The organism is Falsihalocynthiibacter sp. CO-5D18 (assembly GCF_041205445.1).
Lineage (GTDB): Bacteria > Pseudomonadota > Alphaproteobacteria > Rhodobacterales > Rhodobacteraceae > Falsihalocynthiibacter > Falsihalocynthiibacter arcticus.
On sequence record NZ_JBGFCF010000001.1, the window covers coordinates 285,320 to 303,493 of the forward strand.

Consider the following 18,174-nt stretch of genomic DNA (forward strand, 5'->3'; position numbering starts at 1 on the left):
GATTAAATCCTTCCAACGGGTGCGGTTTTTGCCCCCATCTGTTCGGCAAGCACACAAAGCCAATCATGCGCCACGTGCGCTGCTGCAATGGCGGTAATCTCCGCGTGATCGAACGGAGGCGAAACCTCGACGATGTCCATCCCAATGAGGTTTAAGGGCTTGAGGCCGCGCACGAATTCCAACGCCTGCCACGACGCCAGCCCCCCCGGAACAGGCGTCCCTGTGCCCGGTGCAAATGCAGGGTCCAAGCCATCGATGTCAAAGCTCAGATACACCGGCGCATCGCCTGCACGCTCGACCGCAATCTTGATCGCGGCGTCAATTCCGTTGCGATGAATCCACGGACTGGTGAGCAATTCAAACCCGTAATTACTGGAATTATAGGTCCGCAAGCCCACTTGGGTTGAGCCGCTCACATCGATGATCCCCTCGTTCGCCGCACGCGCAAACATTGTGCCGTGGTTCATCTCAGTGCCGTTGTCTTCCCATGTGTCGCAATGCGCATCAAATTGAATGAGGGCGATGGGGCCGTGTTTTTCTGCATGGGCTTTAAGGAGGGGGTAGGCGATGGAATGATCGCCGCCAATCGTGAGGAGGCGTGTGCCTGTGGCGATGATCTCGCGGGCTTGCGCTTCGATCGCTGGTTTGATCGTTTCGGGGTGATGTGGATCAAGAAATACATCGCCGAAATCGACAACCGATAGGGTTTCGAACGGGTCAAAGCCCCACGGAAACGCTTGCAGTTCCGCGAGTTGGACGGAGGCCGCGCGCACGGCTTGCGGGCCGAGGCGACATCCGGGGCGAAAGGTGACGGCGTTGTCAAAAGGTACGCCCATAACGGCCACATCGACCGCCGTCAAATCGCGGGAATATTTGCGCCGCAGAAAGCTTAACGCGCCCCCGTAGGTCATTTCTTGCCATCTGCCTTTGGGGTCAGCTTTTCTAAATGCTTGATCGCCAGTGTTTGTCATTTCAGTCTCACAATCCAAACCGGTCTTTAAAACCATAATACCACGAGCCAATCACGGAGTAGGGCACGCGGAACATGCGCCCACCGGGGAAGGGAATCCACGGGACATTGGCAAAAACGTCCAAACGGGTGCGGTCACCGTCAATCGCTTCGGCCAAGATGCGACCGAAGGTATGCGATCCGGTAATACCGTGCCCAGAATAGCCATGCGCGAAATAGGTGTTGTCGTTTAGGCGGCCCATTTGCGGGACGCGGCTAAAGGATAGGGCGAAGTTGCCGCTCCATGCGTATTCGACCTTTTTGTCGCGCAACTCAGGGAAGACTTTATCCATGTTTTTGCGCAGTTTTGCCTCGATATTCTTGGGGTCAGCGCCGCCGTAAACGGTGCCGCCGCCAAACAAAAGACGGTTATCAGCAGACAGGCGATAGTAGTCCAGAATATAGCGAATATCTTCAATGCAAGTGTCCGTTGGAAGAAGGCGTTTCGCCAGATCATCGTCCAATTGTTCCGTCGCCATAACTTGGGTGGAAACCGGCATGACGCGACTGGTAAGCCCCGGCACGACGTGGCCAAGATAGGCGTTGCCACAGAGGACCAGCGTTTTGCAGGTGATCGTGCCAGTGTCGGTCGTGACCACAGGCTCCTTTGCGTCGCTGTTTACGCTGCGCACCATCGACATCTCAAAGATTGTACCGCCATTTTTCTCAAAGGCGTCCGCTTCTCCGAGGGCCAGATTGAGCGGATGCATATGCCCGCCCGCGTGGTCAATCATCCCGCCTGCATAGACGTCAGACCCGACGTAGTTCTGGATTTTGTCGGGGCCGATCATCTCTTGGGTTTCGATGCCATAGCCGCGCCACAAGGCTAGGCGCTCCTCTAGCTCCTTCATGTGGGCCGAGGTATAGGCGGTAAAAACATTGGTCGGTTTAAGGTCGCATTCAATGCCATAAGTGGCCACGCGCTCGCGGATGATGTCGCCGCCTTCCATGACCAAACCCGCAACAAAATTCGCGGTGTCTTTACCATAGCGACGGTCGATGGTTTGCAGTGAAGCGTTCAGGCCATTAACGACTTGTCCGCCATTGCGACCAGACGCGCCCCAGCCAATGCGTGCGCCTTCAACGATGGCGACTTGATAGCCTTTTTCCGCCAAATGCAGTGCGGTCGAGAGGCCGGAGTATCCTGCGCCTACAACACAAACGTCGAATTTTTGATCGCCAACCAAGGGCGCACGCAACGTCCGCGTGTTCGCGGAAGCGGCGTAATAGCTTGTGGTGTGTGCGCCATCACCCGCGTAGTTTTTTTGTGTAACGGCCATTAGACGACCTCCAAATATGTTTGATATTCTAACTTAGTTACTGTTTCGAGGAACCGCTCCAATTCCTGCCGTTTTGATTGCACGATAAGCTGGATGAGCGAAGGATCGAAAATTTCTGCGACGATTGGCCCCTGTTCAAAGGCGTCGATTGCCGCCGCCCAATCCAATGGGAGTTGCGGCATTCCGGCTTCATACACGTTGCCTGTCAAAGGCTCGGGGGCGCGGGTTTTACCTTCGATCCCCGCGAGGGCGGCGCCCAAAATTGCGGCGAGAACAAGGTAGGGGTTTGCGTCGGCACCCGCAACACGATGCTCAATGCGGCGCGCTTTGTTGTTTCCGCCGGGGATGCGAATGGCCGCCGTGCGGTTTTCATAGCCCCAAGCAACGGTCGTGGGGGCGTGCGAATTTGGCCGAAGGCGACGGTAGCTGTTGAAATGTGGTGCAAAGAGTAGCGCACTTTCCTGCATTGCATCCGTAAGGCCGCCAATCGCTGCGCGCATGATATCCGAACCCTCTTCGGAGCCATCATCAAATACATTCTCGTCTTTTTCGTTCAGCAGGGAGAAGTGAACGTGAAGCCCGCTTCCCGCGCCATCGCCATAGGGTTTGGCCATAAAGGTCGCTGTGTGGCCATGGCTTTTTGCAAAGCCTTTGACGATGCGTTTGAACATCATAGCGTCATCAGCCGCGCGCAAGGGATCGTCGGTGTGCAATAGGTTGATCTCAAATTGCCCTGCGCCGGTTTCGGAAATCGCCGCATCAACGGGGATGCCACTCTCTGCACAAGCAGCATAAACGTCATCCAAAAACGGCGACAATCGCTCAAGTTCTTGCACCGAAAGCACGTTCTCGGTGTCGAATTTCTCGGACGATGGAATGCCGCCTTGTTCGTGCAGATCGGTGAGGTAAAATTCAAGCTCGGTCGCCACAACAGGGCGCAAACCAAGAGCCGCAAATCGCGCGACGACTGCCGCAAGCGCATGCCGTGAATCGGTGGGATGCGGCGCACCATTCTCATCATACATGCAAACTGGAACAAACCCAGAGGACGCGCCCATCCAAGGCGATGGCAGGATTTCGTCGCGGATTGGCAAGCAAATCCCGTCTGCATCGCCCGTCTCAAATACTAGTTCGCTGCCTTCAATATCACGGCCCCAAACATCGACCGTTGCCGCCGACATGGGCATACGAAGGGAGCCGTCAAAGACTTTATCTACTTGATCAATGGGCAATCTTTTCCCACGGAAGGCGCCGTTGATATCGCAAAGGGCCACCATAACCGAATTGTACTTGGGTTCAGACTTCGTGCTCATCGACATTACTTCCTTAAAATACGAGGCCACAAAATAATGTGATACCATTTGTCTAGTTGTGATAGCGTTATTGACAAGAGTCAAGCGTGCGACTAAGGATTTAGCATGAGCCAAGGGGAAAAACGCGCAATGAGTTTTAACATCCCAGAGATCGAAAATTCTGGTGAGCGGACAAGCCAAGAGTATGTCTATGCGCGTCTTCGGAATGCAATCATGGTGGGTGCAATTCCGACAGGGGAGTCCCTGACAATGCGTGGCTTGGCAGAGCAACTTGACCTCAGCCCAACCCCCATTCGCGAGGCCCTGCGCCGCTTGAATTCTGAGTCCGCCATCGTGTCACAAGACAACCGTCGGATGCTCATTCCCTATATGACACAAGGCCGGTTTGAAGACCTGATCGCCACGCGGATCACGCTGGAATGCCACGCTGCCTTGCGCGCTTTGCCCTATGTCTCCGATATTTTGATAGAGGAGATGCGGGCGATTGATATGCAGATGGACGAGGCGTTGGTGCGGCTGGATTATGATGCTCTCACGGCGTTAAATCACGTTTTTCACAACCGTCTTTATCGTGCGAACCCAGACCATATTTCGATGCCCCTTGTCGAGAGTATCTGGCTTCAATTGGGACCATTTCAGCGGGAAGTGATATCCGAACTTGGCGCGTTTTACGAAATTGACCGACACAAAGAAATCCTAACAGCCCTAGACAATCGAGATGCCGACGGGCTGTCTTCTGCCATTCAAAAAGACATCGAAGACGGCGTTGCGGCCGCTGGTCGTGACGCCATTGCTTTACGTGATGACGTTGTTATCTGAAACGTCTCCAACCAACCGAGGTTCCTATGACACAGCAAACAACAGCCCATTGGCACGCCGCGGCCAAGTCCCTGAAAATTCGGGCACATGGGATCATTGGCGGCAAATCTACGCAGGCCCAAAGTGGCAAAACCTTTGCCTCCATCAGCCCGATTGATGGCGCTCATCTGGCCGAGGTCCCGCTCATGGATTCGGCGGATGTCGACATGGCTGTTGCGAGCGCACGGGCCGCATTTGAAGACGGGCGCTGGTCGCATCAACCGCCTGCGGCGCGTAAGGCGGTCCTGATGCGTTTTGCGGAGTTGATCCGTGAAAGCCGCGACGAACTTGCGCTGCTGGAAACGCTGGATATGGGCAAACCGATTGCCGACAGCCTCTCCATCGACGTGCGCGCCGTTGCCAATTGCTACAGCTATTATGGCGAGGCACTCGACAAGGTTTATGACGAGGTTGCTCCCACGGGGAAGGATTTCTTCGCCATGGTCACCAAGGAACCCCTTGGCGTCGTGGCGGCGGTTGTACCGTGGAATTTCCCGATGCTCATGGCCTCGTGGAAGGTTGCGCCAGCCCTTGCTATGGGGAATTCAGTGATCCTCAAACCCGCCGAACAATCCTCGCTCACAGCGATCCGTTTGGCCGAACTTGCGCTCGAAGCGGGCGTCCCAGAAGGCGTTTTCAACGTGGTGACCGGACTTGGCCCTGACGTGGGCCGCGCACTGGGTATGCACATGGATATCGACGGGTTGTTCTTTACGGGCTCCACCCAAGTCGGCAAATATTTCATGGAATATGCGGCAAAATCCAACCTCAAGAAAATCGGTTTGGAACTGGGCGGCAAAAGCCCGAACATCATCCTTTCAAGCTACCGCGACACGGCCCATGCCGCGCGCGTTTCGGCAAATTCTGCGTGGTTCAATCAGGGCGAAATGTGTACCTGTCCGAGCCGTTTGATCGTGGAAGACTCCATCCATGACGAGGTTATCGAGGTGCTCAAAGAGGTCGCCAAAACCTATGCGCCCGGTGACCCCCTTGATCCCGCAACTTCGATGGGTGCCCTTGTTGATGCCCGCCACACGCAGCGCGTTTTGGGCTTTGTTGATATCGCGAGGGAAGAGGGAGCCGACGTTGTCATTGGCGGGCGAAAAGCACGTGAAGAAACCGGCGGAAGTTATGTTGAACCCACGATTTTTGACAACGTAACCAACAACATGCGGGTCGCGCAGGAAGAGATCTTTGGCCCGATGATTTCGGTCATTTCGGTGAAGGATCAGGACGAAGCCATCAAGGTTGCAAACGACAGCCCCTATGGTTTGGCCTCGGCGGTCTGGACGGATGATCTCTCGACGGCACATAAAATGTCATCGAAAATCCGTGCAGGAATGGTCTATGTCAATTGCTATGACGCCGACGATATGACCACGCCTTTTGGGGGCTATAAACAGTCCGGTATCGGGCGGGATAAATCGCTGCATGCGCTTGATAAATACGTCGAACTCAAGGCAACATGGATCAAGCTATAAGCTTTCCACCAAAGCAATTCCTGCAAGCTTAGATTGGCTTGCAGGAATAATTTAAAGTTTGTCGCGCAAAGAATACCACAGCATAGCGAGGATCAGCATCGGGTGCTGCATTCTTGGACCACCGGGGAAACGGGGCGTCGGAATTTGCGCCATTACGTCAAACCGCTCGGACTGGCCTGCTATGGCTTCTGCTGCGATTTGGCCGGATAGGGTTCCAAGCGCAACGCCTGATCCAGAGAAACCCGACATGGATAAAATGTTGCCGGCATAACGTTCATAATGCGGCAAACGGTTCATGGTGATGCCCAATGTCCCCCCCCAAGCGTGGTCGATTTGCACGTCTGCAAGCTGGGGAAAGATTTCGCCCAACGGCTTGCGGACCTGTTTGGCAATGTCCTTGGGAAAGCGGTAACCGTAACTCTCGGTGCCCCCAAAGAGCAGGCGATTGTCGTCGCTAAATCTAAAATAATTCACCACGAATTTTGAATCTGCAACCGCGACATTGCCTTTAATGATCTGCTCTTGTTGCTCCGGACTCATAGGTGCGGTTGCAACCACGTAGTTGTTGATCGGCATAACGCGGCGCGCAACATCGGAATGTAAATCGCCAATATAGCCGTTACAGGCCAAAACAAGTTGGTCGGCGGTTATGCAGGCTTGATCCGTGTGGATTTTGACTTTTGCCCCTGTTTCAACTTTTGTAACCCGACTGTTCTCATGCAGCTTTGCCCCTTGCGCCACTGCCATCCGCGCCAGTCCCAACACAAATTCTAGCGGATCAATATGACCCGAACGCGTATCGAGGGAGCCGCCAAAATAGACTGGCGAATTCACCGTTGCGCGCATTTCTTCTTGGTCTAAAAAGCGGACGTGAGGATAGTCGTATTGCGTATTCAACTTGTCGACATATTCGCGACTGTGGCGCACGAAACGTTCGCGGTGATCGGCATGAATTATGCCCTGATGATAGTCGGCATGCACCAAATCCGAGCTGGCGAGCTCCCTGACCAATTCAACCGCCTGTGTGCCGATGGTCCAAAGCTCTTTGGCGCGCTCAAGACCGAATTTGGCTTCGAGTTCGTCTTGGTCAAGCCTCTGGCCCTGCCCAACTTGCCCGCCATTGCGCCCAGAGGCGCCAAATCCAACACGCTGTGCTTCGACAAGGCGCACGTCATAGCCGCGCTTTGCCAAATGCAGGGTCGTTGACAGGCCGGTAAACCCGCCGCCAATGACGCAGACATCGCATGAAACATCGCCTGCGATGGCGTCAAAACCGCCCAAATGTTTCGCCGCGGATGCGTAATAGGACGGCGGGTAGGTGCCCGCCGTATCGTTCACAGTAAGGAGGTCCCTCACACGTTTAACAACAGATGCTGCCGCTCCCATGGTGAAATTTCACGCTGGTACTCCTCGTTTTCCGCAAGCTTAATGTCCAAATAAAGCTGACAGAACTCAGGGCCCAGAATTTCCCAGACTTCCTTGGCATCCGCGAAAATATCGAGCGCCGCGTTTAGACTTGGAGGGAGGCGGTCGTCCGTTTCCCAGACCTCGTTTCTGGCTTCCGCACGCGGCTCAATCTTGTTTTTCATGCCAAGCAAACCACAGGCCAGAGACGTCGCGATCGCCAGATACGGATTACAATCCATTCCGATCACGCGGTTTTCCAATCGGCGTCCTTCTGGAGGGGAGTGCGGAACGCGCAAGCCAGTCGTGCGGTTGTCAGCGGCCCATTCCAAATTGGCGGGCGCGCTTTGTCCCTCAACGGTAATGCGACGGTAGGAGTTGATATAGGGGGCGAGCAACGGCACAGATTGCATCAGATATTTTTGCGACCCTCCGATGAAGTGATAAAACTTTTCGGTGGCAGAGCCATCCTCATTCGAGAAGATATTTTTGCCGGTTTCTTTGTCGACAATCGATTGGTGTAGGTGCATCGCGCTTCCAGGTTCGTCACGCATCGGTTTCGCCATAAAGGTTGCGAAAATGCCGTTCAGTAGCGCCGCTTCACGGATGGTGCGCTTGAAATAGAACACTTGGTCGGCGAGCAACAACGGGTCGCCATGTTGCAGATTAATCTCGATCTGGCCCGCGCCGCCCTCCTGAATGACGGTGTCGATTTGCAATCCCTGCGCCTCTGCGAAATCATAGATCGTATCAATAACGGGCCCATATTCGTCCACTGCGGACATCGAGAAAACTTGCCGTCCGGCACTTTTGCGCCCCGTGCGGCCAATCGGTGGCTCGATGGGCTCATTTGGATCGACGTTTGGCTTGGCCAGATAAAACTCGATTTCTGGGGCGACAACAGGTTTCAATCCTAGTTCATCATAGAGCTTTAGAACCCGTCGCAGTACATTGCGCGGCGCAACTTCTAAATCCGCACCCTCGCGGGTTTTCATATCACAGATAATCTGCAACGTCGGTTCACCCGCCCAAGGGGCCGCGGATGCGGTGTTCATATCTGGAACGAGGATAATGTCTTTCTCAAGCCACTGGTTCTCGATTTCCATATCCACAAACTCACCGGAAATCGTCTGATAAAAGAGCGAAATCGGCAGGTAGAATATCTCGTCTGGTTTAAACTTATATGCGGGCATCGCCTTGCCGCGCGATGTCCCAACGAGGTCTGGAATGATGCATTCCACCTCGTCAATGGAGCGACCATCAAGGTATTCCAAAAAAGCAGTTGGAAGACTGTCAGCCCACGATTCGGTTTTCTTGATTTTCCTAATTTTAGACACTTGTAGCTTCCTTTGCGATCTTTTGATCAAAAATTCAATTCGATGATGTGGTCGCGAGATTTAAACTTTGTTCTAAGTCCCCAGCCATGGCAATCGCCGCAGCTTCCTCATCCCGCTGTGCGAGAGCCTCTAGAAGCTCTGAATGTTTGTCCGGTAGGTTTTCAGTTCCATAGCGACTGCAATTGACGCGCAGACTTGGCCCAACTTGCACCCAAAGAGAGAGGGCCGCGCGAAAAAGGACGGGCGCTTGCGCCAAGGCATATATCTTGAAATGGAATCGATTGTTTCGTTCGAGGTATGTTTCGATATCGCCCGTTTCAATGGCGGTGTCGATTTCCGCGTCAATCGATGATAATTCCGTAATATCTTGTTTAGTAATGCTTTTTATCGCCCGACGTGTAAGCTCTGGTTCGACTTTTAGGCGCAAAAAATAGACGTCCTGAAAATTTTTAATATTCATTTCTGGCACGACAATCCGCCGATTTCCAAGCGTAACGAGTGCATTTTCCGCCGCAAGCCGCCGTATTGCCTCGCGCACCGGGGTCATACCCGCACCAAGACTTTCGGTTAATCCCATGATGGTTAGAGGCTGTCCTGGCGAAAAACGACCAAGCAATATCATGTCGCGCAGACGCTCATAAACCGCTTGGTGTTCTGGAATTTTTTTGGCTTCTATTGTCATCTAATTTACATACCGCTTTTTATGGGCTGACATCTTTTTCACGAATTTTGTTGCTTTTGTCAAACTTTTGATCAAATTATTATCTACACATTCGGAGGTGACGATGAAACTAATTCCAATTACTGTTGCAATCAGCCTTGCGGCGACATTTGCAAATGCACAAGAGGTTCGGGTCTATAACTGGTCCGATTATATCGACGAAGAACTTTTGGAAAAGTTCGAGAAGGAAACTGGCTACAAGCTAATATACGATGTTTTCGACAGCAACGAAGTTCTCGAAACTAAAATGCTGACAGGGGACTCTGGCTACGACGTTGTTGTCCCAACGGCGGACTTCCTACAGCGTCAAATCGTGGCGCAAGCTTTCCAGAAGTTGGACAAGTCGCAACTCTCGAACATTGACAATATGTGGGATGTCATTGAGGCGCGCACGGCGCAATATGATCCCGACAATGCGTATTCCATCAACTATATGTGGGGCACGACGGGTCTTGGGATCAATCTAGGCAAAGTTCGGGAAGTGCTGGGCGAGGACGCCCCGCTCTCAAGCTTGGACCTCGTGCTGAAGCCAGAAAATATGGAAAAGCTGGCCGAATGTGGCGTGTATTTTCTCGACGCTCCAACGGAAATCATCCCGATGACGTTGAAGTTCTTGGGCGAAGATCCTGATACGACTGACCCAGAGATTATTGCTAAGGCCGAAGGGGCGCTGCTTGCTGTGCGTCCTTATATCAAGAAGTTCCACAGCTCCGAGTATATTAACGCCCTTGCGAATGGCGAAATTTGCGTGGCCGTTGGTTGGTCTGGGGATATCCTTCAAGCACGGGATCGCGCGATCGAAGCTGACAATGGAGTTGAGATTGTTTTCAACGCCTTCAAGGAAGGCTCCTTGATGTGGTTTGACCAAATGGCCATCCCTGTTGATGCTCCAAATCCAGAAGGTGCGCACGCGTTTTTGAACTTCATTATGGACGCCGAGAATATGGCGGCTGCGTCGAATTACGTTTATTACGCCAATGGCAACAAGGCGAGCCAAGAGTTCTTGCTTGAGGATGTGATTGGCGACACGGCGATCTATCCAGACGAGGATACCGTTAAAAACCTTTACACAAAATCGCCCTACGAGGCGAAGCTACAACGGGTTGTGACGCGCTTGTGGACCAAAGTTAAGTCCGGCACCTAAGTTTAGGTAATTTATAATACTCCGCCCGAGCCACATGGCTTGGGCGTTTCTTTCTGGAAAGATGACATGAACCAAAACGCCATTTTTGCCCCTTGGGAAGATGTTAAAGCAAAGCCGCTGATCTCCTTTGATAATGTCACCAAGCGTTACGGAGATTTCACCGCCATCGACAAGATGAGCTTGGCTATTTATCCGCAAGAGTTTTTCGCTTTGCTGGGGCCCTCGGGCTGCGGGAAAACCACGTTGATGCGGATGCTCGGCGGCTTTGAAGAGGCCAGCGAAGGCACGATCACCATCGACGGGCAAAACATGGCTGGCATCCCTGCCAACAAGCGCGCGGTTAATATGATGTTCCAATCCTACGCGTTGTTTCCGCATTTGTCGGTTGCGGACAACCTAGCGTTCGGTTTGAAGCGCTCTGATATGCCGAAATCCGAAATTCAGGGTCGCGTCGAAGAGATGCTGCGCCTTGTTCAACTACAGAAATTCGCCAAACGTAAGCCGCATCAACTTTCCGGTGGCCAGCGCCAACGCGTGGCCTTGGCGCGCGCTTTGGCCAAGGCACCGAAACTGTTACTGCTCGACGAACCTCTCGGAGCGCTGGATAAAAAACTGCGCCACGAGACTCAGTTTGAGCTTATGGACATTCAGGAAAAAACGGGCACGACCTTCGTGATTGTGACCCACGATCAAGAAGAAGCCATGACCATGGCCAGCCGGATTGCCGTTATGGACCACGGAAAACTGGTGCAGGTCGATACTCCCGCGCGCGTTTATGAATCGCCCAATTCCGTTTATGTGGCCGACTTTATTGGCGACGTGAACATCATTGAGGGCACTGTCACGGAAATTTCCGAAGACGCTGCCGAGCTTTCATGGTCGGAGCATAATAATGGCCTTCGCGCCATGGTGGGGGAAGGCGTTACAAAGGGATCGTCCGCTGCTTTTGCCATTCGCCCCGAAAAAGTTACGATCGACACCGAAGAGCCGGTTGATCGGCACAATCGCGTGACAGGGCAGGTGGAAGATATTGCCTATCTTGGCAATATTTCGACATATTATGTGCGCTTGGGCACGGGCCAGTTGGTAAAAGCACAAACGGCAAATAATCGCCGTATTTCGCGCAGGAATATCACGTGGAAAGATACCGTCTGGTTGTCGTGGACCGACACCGCCGGCATCATTTTACACAAATAGGGGCACAGCATGAAATTCTCTCGTTCGCTTTTGATCGGCATCCCCTATTTCTGGCTTTTCATCCTGTTTTTGGTGCCGTTCGGGATCGTTCTTAAAATCTCGCTGTCCGATATCCAACTCTCGATTCCGCCTTATACGCCGACGCTCGATTTTTCCGAAGGTTGGGCAGGGTTTCGAGAGTTTCTGAGTGCACTGGATTTTGAGAATTACATTTTCTTGACCGAAGATGATCTTTATTGGAAGGCCTATCTCTCCAGTATTAAAATCGCGACCGTATCGACGTTTTTCACCCTTCTTGTTGGCTTTCCAATCGCTTACAGCATGGCCAAAGCGCCCGATGAATGGCGTCCGAGCCTGATGCTTTTGATCATTCTGCCCTTCTGGACCAGCTTCCTCATCCGTGTTTACGCGTGGATTGGGATCCTGTCGAACGAGGGTTTTTTGAACCAATTCCTAATGGGGTTTGGCCTGATTTCCGAGCCTCTCACCATCCTGAACACAAATACAGCGGTCTATATTGGCATCGTTTATACGTACCTCCCTTTCATGGTTTTGCCGATTTATGCCACCTTGGAAAAGCTAGACGGTACCTTGATAGAGGCCGCAGAAGACCTTGGCTGCACGCGGTTCTCGGCATTCTGGTCGGTCACGGCCCCGCTTTCAAAACCGGGGGTTATTGCAGGTTGTTTCCTCGTTTTCATTCCGGCCTTGGGCGAATTTGTCATCCCGTCCCTCTTGGGGGGATCCGAGACATTGATGATCGGTAAAGTGTTGTGGGAAGAGTTCTTCTCGAACCGCGATTGGCCCGTGGCTTCGGCGGTTGCAACGATCCTGTTGCTGCTCCTGATCATTCCAATCGTTCTGTTCCAACGCAACGAGCAAAAACAGCGGGAGGAGGGGCAATGAGACGTCTAACTGGCTTCAACATCATCGCCCTCACGGTTGGGTTTGCATTCCTTTATATTCCCATCCTGATCCTCGTGATTTTCAGCTTTAACGAGTCCAAGCTGGTGACGGTTTGGGCGGGGTTTTCCACCAAATGGTATGGCGAGTTGCTGCAAAATCAAGCGTTCCTTGATGCGGCGTGGGTCACCGTCAAGGTTGCCTTTTTCTCGTCCATTATCGCGACCATCCTTGGTACGATGGCGGCGTTTGTTCTTGTGCGTTCGGGGCGGTTTTTCGGACGCACACTATTCTCGGGAATGATTTATGCGCCATTGGTGATGCCCGAAGTTATCACGGGTCTGTCGCTTCTATTGCTCTTTATTTCGATCGGGATGCCGCGCGGTGTGGTCACCATCGTTCTGGCCCACGGAACGTTTTCGATGTGCTATGTCTCGGTTGTGGTTTCGTCGCGGATGGCGTCGTTTGACCGCTCCCTCGAAGAGGCGGCTTATGACCTTGGCTGTTCCGGTTGGGATGCCTTCAAAAGCGTGACTTTGCCCATTATCGCCCCCGCCGTCATCTCTGGCTGGCTGTTGGCCTTTACATTGTCGCTCGACGATTTGGTGATCGCAAGCTTCACCACGGGCCCGTCGTCGACCACACTTCCGATTAAAATCTACTCGTCCGTTCGGATGGGGGTTAGTCCGGAAATCAACGCGCTCTCAACAATTATCATCGGTATCGTTACGTTTGGCGTCTTAACGGTGTCGATCCTCTCTAAACGCGCAATCACCCGCCAACGCTTGGCAGAACGCGCTGCAGAACAACACTGATAGCGCGTTTAGTTGCAATGAGAAAACGAACCTGATGATGTCCCCCGGTTCTCAAAGATTGGTTGCGTTGAACTTGCGTTTAATCAAGGACGATTGATTCTTCCATCGCTAGATAAGCAGCATGAAGAACGCCTTTGCACATTTTTCCAGATTATTGCTGATCGTGAGTTTCGCCTTGAGCAGTGCGGTTGCCGTAGCTGGCAGCAATGACGCAGGCGTTTTCATGGAAATTTGCGCCGACGGTGTAGCTAAAACGGTGCGGATCGACGACGACAGCAATGCAGTTGACCCTTCGCACACCTGTAATGATTGCGTGATGTGCTGTCTGCAGATCGGGGCGGATCTGGAAAATTCTTTTGGCCAGAAGCTGACCTTCGCGCAGTTGAAACTTAAAACAGATTTCGCTTCTTACCAAATACCCCTAATTCAAAAACGTGGCATTCGCCCGAACCCACGCAGCCCTCCCCTAACTGAATTTTCCGGCCTGATCTCAACTGGCACTATAGAGTTCACCCTGAAAACACAGAGCGACGGGCGCCCTTACCTGAAGGATGCTGTCGCATGACGCTCCATAAAAACCTCCTGAATATCGTCGCATTCGTTGTGACATTGTTTTTCTTAGCACTCCCCGCAGCCGCTGAATCGGTTCTCGCCAAACTGCTCCCTAGTGTTCAGGTCGAGGAATTGGTCGAAGGGGCAGATGCCTTTGGTGCCATGAGCGCGGAAATTCCAGCGGTGGAGGTTCTCAAAGACGGAGAGCGCATCGGTTGGGCCTTTGTTACGTCCGATTATGTTTCGACCACTGGCTATTCTGGCAAACCCATTCACACCATGGTCGCGCTCGATGACGCGGCACAGGTGGCGGGTGTGCTTCTTGTTAAACACTCCGAACCGATTGTTTTGATTGGTATTCCCGACGCCAAGATGAAAGCGCTGGTGGCCAATTATCGCGGCCTTGATCTTGTGGCCGAGGCAGAATCCGGTGGCACAGCCCATAAACTCGATATTATTTCTGGCGCTACGGTGACCGTTATGGTGATCGACGATTCCATTGTTCGGGCTGGCCTTAAAGTTGCCCGCGTGCTTGGGTTGGGCGGCTTGGCGGTTGAGGAAAAAGGCACTGGTCCCCAATTCGAGATCAACCCAGATGCCGAAGCTTCCACCGATTGGATGACCCTTGAGGGCGACGGCACAGTGCGGCGTTTGTCGCTGGATGTGGGGCAAATCAACGAAGCCTTTGCCGCCATGGAAGACCCGCGCGCGGCCAAGCGCGCCCTGACCGAGGCCCCCGAAACCACCTTCATTGAGATGGAGGTTGCGCTTCTTTCCCCGCCCGCAATTGCGCGCGCAATCTTGGGGGATGCGGTTGCCGCAAATATTGATGACTGGCTGGACGATGGTGAATATGCCTTGGCCATCGTGGGGCGCGGGCTCTATTCCTTTAAAGGCTCGGGCTATGTGCGCGGCGGTATTTTTGATCGGATCGTTCTGATCCAAGACGACGTATCGGTCCGGTTTCGCGATCGGATGCACAAGCGGATCAACACCATCGCTGCCGATGGCGCTCCGGCGTTTGAAGAGGCTGATCTCTTTAAAATCCCAGCCGATAGCGGCTTTAATCCGACTGAACCTTTCCGCATCCAACTTCTGGTGCATCGCGAAGTGGGTGCAATCGAGAAGGTCTTTACCACCTTCGATTTAAGCTACCGTTTGCCAGAAAAATACATCCGTCCAGTTGCTGTTGCCCCCACAACAGAAGTGCCCGCGAGTGTCGAAGACGTGCTCTCGCAAACGGAAGCCGACGCACATCAGGCGCTATGGAAACGGATTTGGGCGGGCAAGCAGGTCGAGATCGCAGTGCTGGGTGTGATGCTGTTCGTGCTGACTGGCGTGTTCTTTTTTCAAACCTTTGCCACCCGCAATGAACGCAAATTCTATTGGTTCCGTATCGGATTTTTGACCGTTACGCTGGTTTACCTCGGCTGGTTCGCCAACGCGCAATTGTCCGTGGTCAACCTTATGGCGCTGTTTGGTTCGCTTGTGTCAGGGTTCAGTTGGCAGGCCTTCTTGCTTGACCCGATGACGTTCATTCTGTGGTTTGCGGTCGCCACGGCGCTGCTGTTCTGGGGGCGTGGCGCCTATTGTGGCTGGCTCTGTCCGTTTGGCGCTTTGCAAGAGTTGCTTAACCAAGTGGCGCGGGCCTTGCACATCCCGCAATGGACCCTGCCGTGGGGTTTGCATGAACGATTGTGGCCGTTGAAATATATGATTTTCCTTGGCCTTTTCGGGGTTTCCCTTGTTAGCATTGAGCAGGCAGAGCACCTCGCCGAGGTGGAGCCGTTCAAAACCGCGATTATCCTAAACTTTGTGCGGGCATGGCCCTTTGTGGCCTATGTTGGCGCGCTTCTTATCGCTGGTTTGTTCGTTGAGCGCTTCTTCTGTCGCTACCTTTGCCCCCTTGGTGCGGCGCTGGCCATTCCTGCGCGCTTGCGGATGTTTGACTGGCTCAAACGCTACCATGAATGTGGTAATCCGTGTCAAACCTGCTCCAACCAATGCCCCGTACAGGCGATCCATCCAACGGGCGAAATCAACCCGAACGAATGCATCAACTGCCTGCATTGTCAGGTACTTTATCAATCCAAAACAACCTGTCCCGTTGTCATCAAGAAGGTCAAACGCCGCGAAAAAGCTGGCGCGGCCCCTGATCTTTCGCGTGCCAATCTGGGACACCCGAACCAAATAAAATCCTAATTTACCAACTGAAAGGACGAGAAATGTCTGAGAAATCGAAACTTCCAATGACTCGGCGGAGCATGCTAGGCGCTACCGCTGGAACCGCGGCCCTCGCGGGCGCATTTGGCAGCCGCGCCATGCTCGCCGGTGGAGCCATTGGCGCTGCCACATTGGCCACCGCAACCAGCGCACGCGCGGCGGCAGGTGCAGAAGTTGGCCCAGGTCAGCTTGATGAATTTTACGGCTTCTGGTCCTCGGGCCAATGTGGCGAGATGCGCATTTTGGGCATTCCCTCCATGCGCGAACTGATGCGGGTTCCCGTGTTCAACACCTGCTCGGCCACTGGCTGGGGTATCACCAATGAATCCAAGAAAATTCTGACTGAGGGCCTTCTGCCCAAGACCAAGGAATATCTCGCCGCAAACGGTCACGAGTTCCCGCCAAACGGTGACTTGCACCACCCGCACATGTCCTTCACCGAGGGCAAATATGACGGCCGTTTCCTGTTCATGAACGACAAGGCCAACACTCGCGTTGCCCGCGTGCGCTGCGACGTGATGAAATGTGACAAGATCATCGAGATTCCGAACGCGAAGGCGATCCACGGCCTGCGTCCGCAAAAATGGCCACGCACCAACTATGTCTTCTGTAACGGCGAAGACGAAACACCAATGGTCAACGACGGTTCCGTTCTGGATGATCCATCGCAATACGTAAACTTTTACACTGCCGTCAATGCTGACGAAATGACTGTTGCATGGCAGGTGATGGTTTCGGGCAACTTGGACAACACCGATTGCGACTATGAAGGCAAATACGCCTTCTCGACTTGCTACAACTCGGAAATGGGTATGAACCTTGCCGAGATGACCGAGTTCGATATGGACCACGTCGTGGTATTCAACATTGCCGAGATCGAAAAAGGTATCGAAGCGGGCGACTTTATTGAACTGAATGGTGTAAAAGTTTTGGACGGCCGTAAGGGACTAGAAAATAACTACACCCGTTACATTCCTGTTCCAAACAACCCACACGGTTGTAACATGGCACCCGACAAAATCCACCTCTGCATCGCGGGCAAACTATCGCCCACAGTGACAGTCATCGACGTACGTAAACTGGACGCCCTTTTCGAAGGCGAAACAGATATGCGCAGCGCTGTTGTTGCAGAACCAGAGCTAGGTCTTGGGCCGCTTCACACCGCGTTCGACGGTACTGGCCGCGCCTACACCACGCTATTCTTGGACAGCCAAGTTGTTGTTTGGGACATTGCAAAGGCTATCGAGCTTTACAATGGTGCGGACGTTGACCCGATCATCACGAAAGAGGATGTGCATTATCAGCCGGGCCACAACTCAACCGTGATGGGCGAAACTTTGGAAGCGTCCGGTAAATACTACCTGACGATGAACAAGTTCTCCAAGGACCGGTTCCTCAATGTTGGTCCGCTAAAGCCCGAGAACGAGCAGTTGTTCTCGATCGATGGCGACAAGCTGACATTGATCCACGATGGCCCGACCTTTGCCGAGCCGCATGACGCGATCATGGTTGATCCAAGCAAAATCAACCCGAAATCTGTCTGGGATCGCAACGATCCAATGTGGGAGGATGCACGCATTCAAGCTGAGGCGGATGGTGTTGATCTTGACGACTACCAAGATACAGTGATCCGTGACGGCGACAAAGTTCGGGTCTATATGTCGAGCCAAGCACCGGCCTTCTCACTGGAAACCTTTACCGTGCAGCAGGGTGATGAGGTGACCGTTTATGTCACAAACTTGGATGACATCGATGACCTGACCCACGGTTTCACATTGGGGAACCACGGTGTTGCCATGGAAATCGGGCCGCAGGCAACGGCGTCCGTGACCTTTGTTGCGGCACAACCGGGCGTCTATTGGTACTATTGCCAATGGTTCTGTCACGCACTCCACATGGAGATGCGCGGCCGGATGTTTGTTGAGCCAAAGGCGTAA

At 53.2% G+C, this 18,174-nt stretch carries 15 protein-coding genes; 9 read left to right on the forward strand and 6 right to left on the reverse strand.

Annotation, left to right across the window (positions count from 1 at the left end; all coding sequences use genetic code 11):
* Positions 1 to 2: 2 nt before the first annotated feature.
* Genes speB through AB9F27_RS01335 form a run of 3 tightly spaced genes read right to left on the reverse strand, consistent with a single transcriptional unit; the run spans position 3 to position 3,602 of the window.
* Positions 3 to 971, reverse strand: a complete 969-nt coding sequence (gene speB, locus AB9F27_RS01325) for an agmatinase (protein ID WP_335583485.1) — start codon at positions 969 to 971, stop codon at positions 3 to 5.
* 7 nt (positions 972 to 978) lie between these two features.
* Complete coding sequence (locus AB9F27_RS01330; protein WP_335583484.1) at positions 979 to 2,289, reverse strand: FAD-binding oxidoreductase; 1,311 nt, start codon at positions 2,287 to 2,289, stop codon at positions 979 to 981.
* Positions 2,289 to 3,602 (reverse strand): glutamine synthetase family protein, encoded by a 1,314-nt coding sequence (locus AB9F27_RS01335; protein ID WP_335583483.1) that lies wholly within the window; start codon positions 3,600 to 3,602, stop codon positions 2,289 to 2,291. The genes AB9F27_RS01330 and AB9F27_RS01335 overlap by 1 nt, the downstream gene beginning before the upstream one ends.
* A 129-nt stretch (positions 3,603 to 3,731) precedes the next feature.
* Here AB9F27_RS01335 and AB9F27_RS01340 point away from each other — a divergent pair, with 129 nt between their 5' ends.
* Together AB9F27_RS01340 and AB9F27_RS01345 are read left to right on the forward strand one after the other, a co-directional pair.
* The gene (locus AB9F27_RS01340) at positions 3,732 to 4,421 is read left to right on the forward strand and encodes a GntR family transcriptional regulator (RefSeq protein WP_335583482.1); all 690 of its coding nucleotides are present in this window, start codon (positions 3,732 to 3,734) and stop codon (positions 4,419 to 4,421) included.
* 26 nt (positions 4,422 to 4,447) lie between these two features.
* Positions 4,448 to 5,941: an aldehyde dehydrogenase gene (locus tag AB9F27_RS01345; RefSeq protein WP_335583481.1), complete on the forward strand. Its 1,494-nt coding sequence runs from the start codon at positions 4,448 to 4,450 to the stop codon at positions 5,939 to 5,941.
* A 51-nt stretch (positions 5,942 to 5,992) separates the two neighbouring features.
* Here AB9F27_RS01345 and AB9F27_RS01350 read toward each other — a convergent pair whose 3' ends face one another.
* The 3 genes from AB9F27_RS01350 to AB9F27_RS01360 are packed head-to-tail and all read right to left on the reverse strand — an operon-like array spanning position 5,993 to position 9,364.
* A complete protein-coding gene (locus tag AB9F27_RS01350; RefSeq protein WP_335583480.1) occupies positions 5,993 to 7,327 on the reverse strand; it encodes an FAD-binding oxidoreductase in 1,335 nt (444 codons plus the stop codon).
* Positions 7,294 to 8,682 carry a glutamine synthetase family protein gene (locus tag AB9F27_RS01355; protein WP_335583479.1) on the reverse strand — a complete coding sequence of 463 codons (1,389 nt, stop codon included), beginning with the start codon at positions 8,680 to 8,682 and terminating at the stop codon, positions 7,294 to 7,296. The genes AB9F27_RS01350 and AB9F27_RS01355 overlap by 34 nt, the downstream gene beginning before the upstream one ends.
* 34 nt (positions 8,683 to 8,716) lie before the next feature.
* Positions 8,717 to 9,364 carry a GntR family transcriptional regulator gene (locus AB9F27_RS01360; RefSeq protein WP_335583478.1) on the reverse strand — a complete coding sequence of 216 codons (648 nt, stop codon included), beginning with the start codon at positions 9,362 to 9,364 and terminating at the stop codon, positions 8,717 to 8,719.
* 103 nt (positions 9,365 to 9,467) lie between these two features.
* Between AB9F27_RS01360 and AB9F27_RS01365 the strand changes: the two genes are divergently transcribed.
* From AB9F27_RS01365 to nosZ, 7 genes are all read left to right on the forward strand, one after another.
* Positions 9,468 to 10,547 carry a polyamine ABC transporter substrate-binding protein gene (locus AB9F27_RS01365; RefSeq protein ID WP_335583477.1) on the forward strand — a complete coding sequence of 360 codons (1,080 nt, stop codon included), beginning with the start codon at positions 9,468 to 9,470 and terminating at the stop codon, positions 10,545 to 10,547.
* A gap of 66 nt (positions 10,548 to 10,613) precedes the next feature.
* Positions 10,614 to 11,744: an ABC transporter ATP-binding protein gene (locus AB9F27_RS01370; protein ID WP_335583476.1), complete on the forward strand. Its 1,131-nt coding sequence runs from the start codon at positions 10,614 to 10,616 to the stop codon at positions 11,742 to 11,744.
* Positions 11,745 to 11,753: 9 nt separating this feature from the next.
* Positions 11,754 to 12,650 carry an ABC transporter permease subunit gene (locus AB9F27_RS01375; protein WP_335583475.1) on the forward strand — a complete coding sequence of 299 codons (897 nt, stop codon included), beginning with the start codon at positions 11,754 to 11,756 and terminating at the stop codon, positions 12,648 to 12,650.
* Positions 12,647 to 13,462, forward strand: a complete 816-nt coding sequence (locus AB9F27_RS01380; RefSeq protein ID WP_335583474.1) for an ABC transporter permease — start codon at positions 12,647 to 12,649, stop codon at positions 13,460 to 13,462. The genes AB9F27_RS01375 and AB9F27_RS01380 overlap by 4 nt, the downstream gene beginning before the upstream one ends.
* 121 nt (positions 13,463 to 13,583) lie before the next feature.
* Positions 13,584 to 14,027, forward strand: a complete 444-nt coding sequence (locus AB9F27_RS01385) for a hypothetical protein (protein WP_335583473.1) — start codon at positions 13,584 to 13,586, stop codon at positions 14,025 to 14,027.
* Positions 14,024 to 16,216 carry a 4Fe-4S binding protein gene (locus AB9F27_RS01390; RefSeq protein ID WP_369757459.1) on the forward strand — a complete coding sequence of 731 codons (2,193 nt, stop codon included), beginning with the start codon at positions 14,024 to 14,026 and terminating at the stop codon, positions 16,214 to 16,216. Before AB9F27_RS01385 ends, AB9F27_RS01390 begins: the two co-directional genes overlap by 4 nt.
* Before the next feature lie 23 nt (positions 16,217 to 16,239).
* The gene (gene nosZ, locus AB9F27_RS01395) at positions 16,240 to 18,174 is read left to right on the forward strand and encodes a TAT-dependent nitrous-oxide reductase (protein ID WP_369757460.1); all 1,935 of its coding nucleotides are present in this window, start codon (positions 16,240 to 16,242) and stop codon (positions 18,172 to 18,174) included.